The organism is uncultured Rhodococcus sp. (assembly GCF_963525155.1).
Classification (GTDB): Bacteria; Actinomycetota; Actinomycetes; order Mycobacteriales; family Mycobacteriaceae; genus Rhodococcus_F; species Rhodococcus_F qingshengii.
The window spans coordinates 1-7,400 of record NZ_CAURKP010000224.1 but is presented as its reverse complement, the minus strand read 5'-3'; the positions used below and the strand labels follow the sequence as shown (position 1 = coordinate 7,400).

Below are 7,400 nucleotides of genomic sequence, written 5' to 3'. Positions count from 1 at the left end.
CACACCGGTAGCGAGGCCGACGAGCGGACCAACGTCGTGCTCCGAGCGGCCGGATATCCGACGGGCCACAGTGCCGCGCAGGTCAATGCAGATCATCTCGCGGCCGATCTGGTCGTCGCCCTCGACACCGGCCATGAACGTGAGCTTGCTCATCTCGGCGTGCCCACCGAGCGTCGGCGCCTACTGCGATCGTTCGACCCCGAGGCGGACGGAGAATCGGTTCCGGACCCGTACTACGGGGATCAGGAGGACTTCGAACTGGTGCGAGACCAGATCGAAGCAGCCATTCCCGACATACTCGACTGGATCCGCGAGCGAGCCTGAACCCGGAGCAAAATTCACTCCCGTTCGGGCAACGGATACCGTGGACGTGTGCGAAGACTGAAATTCCTGTTGCGGCCCGGTTGGTTGGTACTGGCAGCTGTGGTCGGGCTCTTCGCCTACCTGTGCTTCACCGTGCTCGCTCCGTGGCAGCTCGGCAAGAACACGAAGACCGAGCACCGCAATGATCTGATCTCGAACTCGATCAACGCGGAGACCGTGCCGATCGGTGATGTCATCGCCGATTCGACGATCGCACCGGACGACGAATGGCGAAACATCACCGCGGCCGGTACCTATCTGCCCGACGCCGATATCCTCGTCCGACTGCAGTCCATCGAGGGCGCGCCGTCCTACGAGATCCTGACGCCTTTCCGCCTGGACGACGGCCGCACGATCCTCGTCAATCGCGGATACGTTCGGCCGATCAACGGCGCCGAGGCACCGCCCATCGCCGTGCCGCCGACCGATCCGGTCACTCTCAACGGTCGCGTGCGTCTGTCGGAAGGCACCGCGCCCGGCCGAGTTCCGATGTTCGAGGACGGCGCGAAACAGGTCTACTCCATCGACGCACGACCGATCGGCGAGTTCATCGGAACGGACCTGATCGACGCGTACATCCAACTCGAACCCGACCAGCCCGGCGGCCTGGGGACGATCCCTCTCCCCCAACTCGATGCAGGCCCCTACCTCTCGTACGGGTTCCAGTGGCTGGCGTTCGGCATCATGGCGCCGCTCGGACTGGCCTACTTCATTCGCGCGGAGTGGCGCGAACGTCGCAAGGAGAAGGCAGCTCAAGCAGCTGTCGACGGTTTCGCAGCGGACGACCCCGCTACCGAGACGACCCCGGAAGCGCCGGTGTCCGCGCCTGCCTCACCCCCCGCCGAACCGGCTCGTACCTTCAGCCGTCGCAAGAAGCCGGAGCCGGAATCAGTGCCGCTGACGGCGCAGGAAGCCAAACTTGCCGATCGATACGGCAATACCCGCTGACACCACAACTGCACTGATCTGCACCGCCGACGAAAGCCTCGACGCGCGGCGCAGATCGTTCGGCGTCGGCACAGTCCCGCGGCCGAGGACGGGACGCATCTCCACCCCGTGCGCGTACTCGGTCCGACCACCCAACGAAATGCCCAACGCCCCTGCCGCCGACGCTTCCGCGACGCCCGCATTGGGGCTTGGATGAGCCGCTGCGTCGCGTTTCCACGCCGCCAGTGATTCCTGAACCGAGCCGCCTACCACCGGTGCACACGCAGCCGTCAGCGCACCTGTCAGCCGAGCGGGGACGATGTTGACCAGGTCGTCGAACCTCGCCGCAGCCCACCCGAATCTGCGGTATTTCTCGGAGCGGTAGCCGATCATCGCGTCGAGGGTGTTGGCGGCGCGGTAGACGAACAGACCCGGCACGCCCGCAATTGCACCCCAGAACATTGCACCGACGCTTGCATCCGAGGTGTTTTCGGCGACCGACTCCAGCGCTGCACGCGTGAGGCCCTCCTCGCTCAGTACCGATGGATCGCGTCCACACAGTGAAGGGAGAAGCTCGCGCGCTTTCGTCAGGTCGCGATCGACCTGTGACGCCTCCAATCGAGCGGCCATGTCGATGCCGGTGCGTGCAAGCGACGTCCCGCCGAGCACAGCCCAGGTAGCCATCGCTGTCGTACCCGTGACGGCCACCCAACCGGCCCGGCGCGACGCTGTTTCGGCTGCGAGCCCAAGTCCTGCGGTGCCGGCCAAGAGCACGGCAACATGAAGTGTTCCGGCCGCGCGCGAGTCCCGGTAGGACATCTTCTGCAGCGCGATAGCCGCGGTTCCGAAGCCGGCGACCGGATGGAACCGCCCCGGATCGGCGAAGACCCGATCCGCGACGAAGCCGAGGAGAAGCCCGGCAGCTCGCGCGTTGAATCGAGATCGGGACAAGCGAACCGAAATGTGCACGAGCGTAGTTTTAGCAGCCACGCTCGTTCTCTGGCCAACCGTCACGTGTCTGCCCGAGCTGAGCACTACCTGTCCCAGTCGATCGTCAGATAGATCAAGCGGTGCATTCGGTTGATTTCCCAGACACGGGCAATCCCGGTCGCCAGTGCGTCGCTCTGGGAACGAACCCGGATCGTCTGCCCCGCGAACAACGCAACACTGAGACTGGGCATCTCGGCGATGTGTATGTGCGGACGGGTGGGATGCACGCGCGTCGGGTCGACGGCTACTTCGATCACAGAACTGGACATGCGTCCAGAATGGCGTATTGCGGACAATTCGTTGTCGAAAATGAAAAACCCCGATCTGCATCGACATGCAGATCGGGGTTTGAATTCTTCGGTGGGCGCGGAGGGTTTCGAACCCCCGACCGCTGGTGTGTAAAACCAGAGCTCTACCACTGAGCTACACGCCCGAACTCCCGGTGAGACCCTCACCGGGAGTGCTCTAAGACTCTAGCGCGGCAAGCGCATTTGCCCAAAGTCCGTGGTCACGGGCTTCTCCGGGGCCGTTCATCTCGGCAAAACGAATAATTCCGTCTTTGTCGATGACAAAGGTGCCACGATTCGCGAAGCCCAACTTGTCGTTGAACACCTCGTACTTCTGAGCGACCTCACCGTGCGGCCAGAAGTCCGACAGCAAGGGAAATGTGTATCCCTGCTCGGCCGACCAGATCTTGTGAGTCGGCGAAGCACCGACAGAAATCGCGAGAATGGCGGTGTCGTCGTTCTCGAACTTCGGAAGCTCGTCACGGACCTTGCAGAGTTCCCCCTGACAAGTCCCGGTGAAGGCCAACGGATAGAAGACCAGCAGAACGTTCTTCTTACCGCGGAAATCTGCGAGCGAAACTTCCTGGTTGTTCTGGTCCTTCAAGGTGAAATCCGGTGCCTGGGCACCAACTTCGAGAGGCATGTGCGATTCCTTGGGAAAGTGCGGAAAGGACCGGGTCAGCGCTTGTTGGCCGGACGAGCCTTCGGCTGAACCAGTCGACTTCCCGACCAGTCACCGAGGTTGGCTGCCGATGTCTGCGTCAGGCCGGCAGTCGGCGCCGATTCGGCGATCTCGCTGGGCTCGACGTGTCCGTCGAGACCGGTCTTGGGAGTGAGAACCCACACGAAGCCTTCGTCGGCGAGGGGCCCGATGGCATCCATGAGGGCGTCCACCAGGTCACCGTCCTCGTCGCGCCACCACAGCAGCACGACGTCGATGACCTCGTCGGAATCCTCGTCGAGCATTTCCCCGCCGATGGTTTCCTCAACCGCGGCACGAATGCCGTCGTCGGTATCCTCATCCCAGCCCAGTTCCTGCACCACCATGTCAGTGGTAATCCCGAGTTTCTGAGCGTAGTTCTGGGCATCCGCCGCGGCGACCACGGTGGGGTCCTCCTTTTGTTGATGGTGTGTGGCGACCCCGCACACCTACCGTTTGACGATCAATTAGGGAAAGCGAACATGGTCTGAGGCGTTAGCGCAAGCCGACCACGCCGAAAACTTTCACCAAAGATCGTCTTCTGACACACGGCGAACCTTACGCCTGCGGATTACCGCAGGTCACAGGGATCCACATTCATCGAAGATCGACTTGCGAATCGAATTGCTCGTATCGCTGATCGAATTGATTTCATCGGCCGAATGATCACTCTCGATCACGACAGCAGATGAACGTAGGTTCGCGGCCAATTCGGCGAACAGTCCGGAAAGTTGCGTCGGAAGTTCACTCGAGACCGAGTCGAACCACGAGGCCGTCTCCCTTGCCGAGGAAGCAGCAGCGCTTGCTTCGGCTCTCAGGTCGGTCTCACCATGATTTCCGGCGTCGACGTAGGCATTGAACGCAACCACGTCGTTTTTCGATCGAGAGACCGCTTCCTCACAGATCGCGAACGCCGCCTCTGCCGCATCTGCCGCCGCTTTCGACGAGGACGCGGCGGCCATCGAAATACTCACCTCGGATTGGTATGCAGCCACGTGCGCTTCATTGGGTACTGCCGATCCGGTCACCGCCGCCGAACATCCCACGATCACCGACAGTCCCACTGCGATCGATCCGACCGAGACCCACGCCCCGACCCTGCCGTAATTGATTTCTTTGTTTATTTTTTCCCAACCCTTCATACGTTCCGATCGATCCCCCAAGCCTGTGACTACGGGGAACCATCACACCCCTGCGTCACGCCGAAAAACGCTACCCGAGAGTAACCAGAGGCGAGGTGTGCCGGACCGACCGGGATGGTGAAAGATGAGGTACGCGCCATATTCACGATGGAAGTGCGTCGGACCTAACAAGGCCTCGATCACCTATGTAAGGACGCCCCACCACGCGTCCCCAAACCAATGAGGAGCACACGTTGTCTGACCTGATCCAGGGTCCCGCGTCCGGGCAGAACGCCGATTCCGGCGCCGCCGGCGAGTCGGGTTCGCCCGCGTCGAATACGCCGGGGGGAACCGACGGTCGCGTTCGCGTCATTCGCGAAGGTGTTGCGTCGTACCTGCCGGACATCGATCCGGACGAGACCACCGAATGGCTCGAATCATTCGACGGACTTCTGGATCGATCCGGACCCACGCGTGCCCGCTACCTCATGCTCCGCATGCTCGAACGCGCCGGTGAGAAGCATGTCGCACTCCCCGCGCTCACGTCGACCGACTACGTCAACACGATTCCGACCGAAAACGAGCCGTGGTTCCCCGGTGACGAAGAGGTCGAGCGCCGCTATCGCGCCTGGATCCGTTGGAACGCCGCGATCATGGTCCACCGCGCTCAGCGACCGGGCGTCGGCGTCGGCGGACACATCTCGACCTACGCATCCTCGGCAGCGTTGTACGAGGTCGGCTTCAACCACTTCTTCCGTGGCAAGGACCATCCCGGCGGCGGCGACCACATCTTCATCCAGGGTCACGCCTCCCCCGGCATCTACGCACGCGCCTTCCTCGAGGGCCGCATCCCCGCGGAACAGCTCGACGGATTCCGCCAGGAGAAGTCCCACGCCGACTTCGGCGGCGCACTGCCGTCCTACCCGCACCCGCGGCTGCTTCCCGACTTCTGGGAGTTCCCGACGGTCTCGATGGGCCTCGGCCCGATGAACGCCATCTACCAGGCCCGGTTCAACCACTACCTCAACGACCGCGGCATCAAGGACACCACCGATCAGCACGTGTGGGCGTTCCTCGGCGACGGCGAAATGGACGAGCCCGAGTCACGCGGCCTCGCTCACGTCGCGGCAACCGAAGGCCTCGACAACCTCACGTTCGTGGTGAACTGCAACCTCCAACGCCTCGACGGCCCGGTCCGCGGCAACGGAAAGATCATCCAGGAACTGGAATCGTTCTTCCGCGGTGCCGGCTGGAACGTCATCAAGGTCGTCTGGGGTCGCGAGTGGGATGCGCTGCTGCACGCCGATCGCGACGGCGCACTGGTCAACCTGATGAACGTGACGCCGGACGGTGACTACCAGACGTACAAGGCCAACGACGGCGCGTTCGTACGCGATCACTTCTTCGGACGTGACCCCCGCACCAAGGAACTGGTCAAGGACCTCACAGACCAGGAAATCTGGAACCTCAAGCGCGGTGGCCACGACTACCGCAAGGTCCACGCCGCCTACGCAGCGGCCATGGCACACAAGGGCCAGCCGACGGTCATCCTGGCGCACACCATCAAGGGCTACACCCTCGGTAAGCACTTCGAGGGCCGCAACGCCACACACCAGATGAAGAAGCTGACGCTGGACGATCTCAAGGCGTTCCGCGACATGCAGCACATCCCGATCTCGGATGCCGAGCTAGAGAAGGATCCGTACCTGCCTCCGTACTACCACCCAGGCGCGGACGCTCCCGAGATCAAGTACATGCTCGACCGTCGTAAAGCACTCGGCGGGTTCCTGCCTTCCCGTAACACCGACGCTGCTCCGCTCAAGCTCCCCGAGGACAAGACGTACGACGTCATCCGCAAGGGCTCGGGCAAGCAGGAAGTCGCCACCACCATGGCGATCGTGCGCATCCTCAAGGAACTGTTGCGCGACAAGGAAATCGGCAAGCGCATCGTGCCGATCATCCCGGACGAGGCCCGCACGTTCGGCATGGACTCGTGGTTCCCGTCGCTGAAGATCTACAACCGCAACGGGCAGCTCTACACGTCCGTCGACGCCGAACTCATGCTCGCCTACAAGGAGAGCCCGATCGGCCAGATCCTCCACGAGGGCATCAACGAGGCCGGTTCGACGGCTTCGTTCACCGCAGTCGGCACGTCGTACGCCACCCACGGTGAACCGATGATTCCGCTGTACATCTTCTACTCGATGTTCGGTTTCCAGCGCACCGGCGACGGCCTGTGGGCGGCTGCCGACCAGATGGCTCGGGGATTCGTTCTCGGCGCCACCGCCGGTCGTACAACTCTGACCGGTGAAGGTCTCCAGCACGCCGACGGACACTCGCTGCTCCTGGCATCCACCAACCCCGCAGCTGTCACGTACGACGCCGCGTTCTCGTACGAGTTGGCGCACATCGTCAAGGACGGCTTGCGCCGCATGTACGGCGGCACCGAGGGCGTCGACGGTTTCGGTGGCGAGAACATCTTCTACTACCTGACCATCTACAACGAGCCGTACGTTCAGCCGGCCGAGCCCGAAGGTCTCGACGTCGAGGGCTTGCTCAAGGGCATCTACCTCTACAAGACGTCCGAAGCATCCGGCCCGAAGGCACAGATCCTCGTCTCCGGTGTCGCGATGCCCGAGGGGCTGCGCGCGCAGAAGCTGCTCGCCGACGAATGGGGCGTCTCGGCCGACGTCTGGTCGGTCACGTCCTGGGGTGAGCTGCGCCGCGAAGGCGTCGAGTGCGAACGTCAGGCGCTGCTCAATCCGTCCGAGGATGCTCCGGTTCCCTTCGTCACCACGGCGTTGTCGTCGGCCCAAGGCCCCGTCGTTGCGGCTTCGGACTGGATGCGGGCGGTCTCGGACCAGATCCGTCAGTGGGTTCCCGGCGACTACACCACGCTCGGCACGGACGGGTTCGGCTTCTCCGACACCCGCACTGCAGCGCGTCGCTACTTCAACGTCGATGCCGAGTCCATCGTCGTTGCCGTGCTGATCGGTTTGGCGAAGGAAGGAT

7 protein-coding genes, 1 tRNA gene and 1 pseudogene are annotated in these 7,400 nt (G+C 62.9%); 3 read left to right on the top strand and 6 right to left on the bottom strand.

Going from position 1 to position 7,400, the window contains the following annotated elements:
- Both RWT78_RS26385 and RWT78_RS26380 read left to right on the top strand, forming a co-directional pair.
- A pseudogene (locus tag RWT78_RS26385) lies at positions 1 to 324 on the top strand (protein tyrosine phosphatase); the annotation flags it as partial.
- Between the two features lie 48 nt (positions 325 to 372).
- Complete coding sequence (locus tag RWT78_RS26380; RefSeq protein WP_314681973.1) at positions 373 to 1,311, top strand: SURF1 family protein; 939 nt, start codon at positions 373 to 375, stop codon at positions 1,309 to 1,311.
- Here the strand turns inward: RWT78_RS26380 and RWT78_RS26375 are convergent.
- The 6 genes from RWT78_RS26375 to RWT78_RS26350 form a co-directional block, all read right to left on the bottom strand.
- On the bottom strand, positions 1,252 to 2,259 hold the full coding sequence (locus tag RWT78_RS26375) for a cobalamin biosynthesis protein (RefSeq protein WP_399552196.1): 1,008 nt from the start codon (positions 2,257 to 2,259) through the stop codon (positions 1,252 to 1,254). The genes RWT78_RS26380 and RWT78_RS26375 overlap by 60 nt on opposite strands.
- Positions 2,260 to 2,324: 65 nt before the next feature.
- Positions 2,325 to 2,549 carry a hypothetical protein gene (locus tag RWT78_RS26370; protein ID WP_081558012.1) on the bottom strand — a complete coding sequence of 75 codons (225 nt, stop codon included), beginning with the start codon at positions 2,547 to 2,549 and terminating at the stop codon, positions 2,325 to 2,327.
- Positions 2,550 to 2,641: 92 nt separating this feature from the next.
- Positions 2,642 to 2,713, bottom strand: a tRNA-Val gene (locus RWT78_RS26365).
- A 32-nt stretch (positions 2,714 to 2,745) separates the two neighbouring features.
- Positions 2,746 to 3,210 carry a peroxiredoxin gene (locus RWT78_RS26360; protein WP_003941619.1) on the bottom strand — a complete coding sequence of 155 codons (465 nt, stop codon included), beginning with the start codon at positions 3,208 to 3,210 and terminating at the stop codon, positions 2,746 to 2,748.
- 35 nt (positions 3,211 to 3,245) lie between these two features.
- Complete coding sequence (locus tag RWT78_RS26355; protein ID WP_003941575.1) at positions 3,246 to 3,671, bottom strand: DUF3052 domain-containing protein; 426 nt, start codon at positions 3,669 to 3,671, stop codon at positions 3,246 to 3,248.
- Positions 3,672 to 3,848: 177 nt separating this feature from the next.
- Positions 3,849 to 4,409 (bottom strand): hypothetical protein, encoded by a 561-nt coding sequence (locus RWT78_RS26350; RefSeq protein ID WP_231915136.1) that lies wholly within the window; start codon positions 4,407 to 4,409, stop codon positions 3,849 to 3,851.
- A 233-nt stretch (positions 4,410 to 4,642) separates the two neighbouring features.
- On the opposite strand from RWT78_RS26350, the gene aceE reads away from it, so the two are divergent.
- Positions 4,643 to 7,400 (top strand): pyruvate dehydrogenase (acetyl-transferring), homodimeric type (aceE, locus tag RWT78_RS26345; protein WP_314681965.1); only part of this gene is annotated, 2,758 nt, incomplete at its 3' end.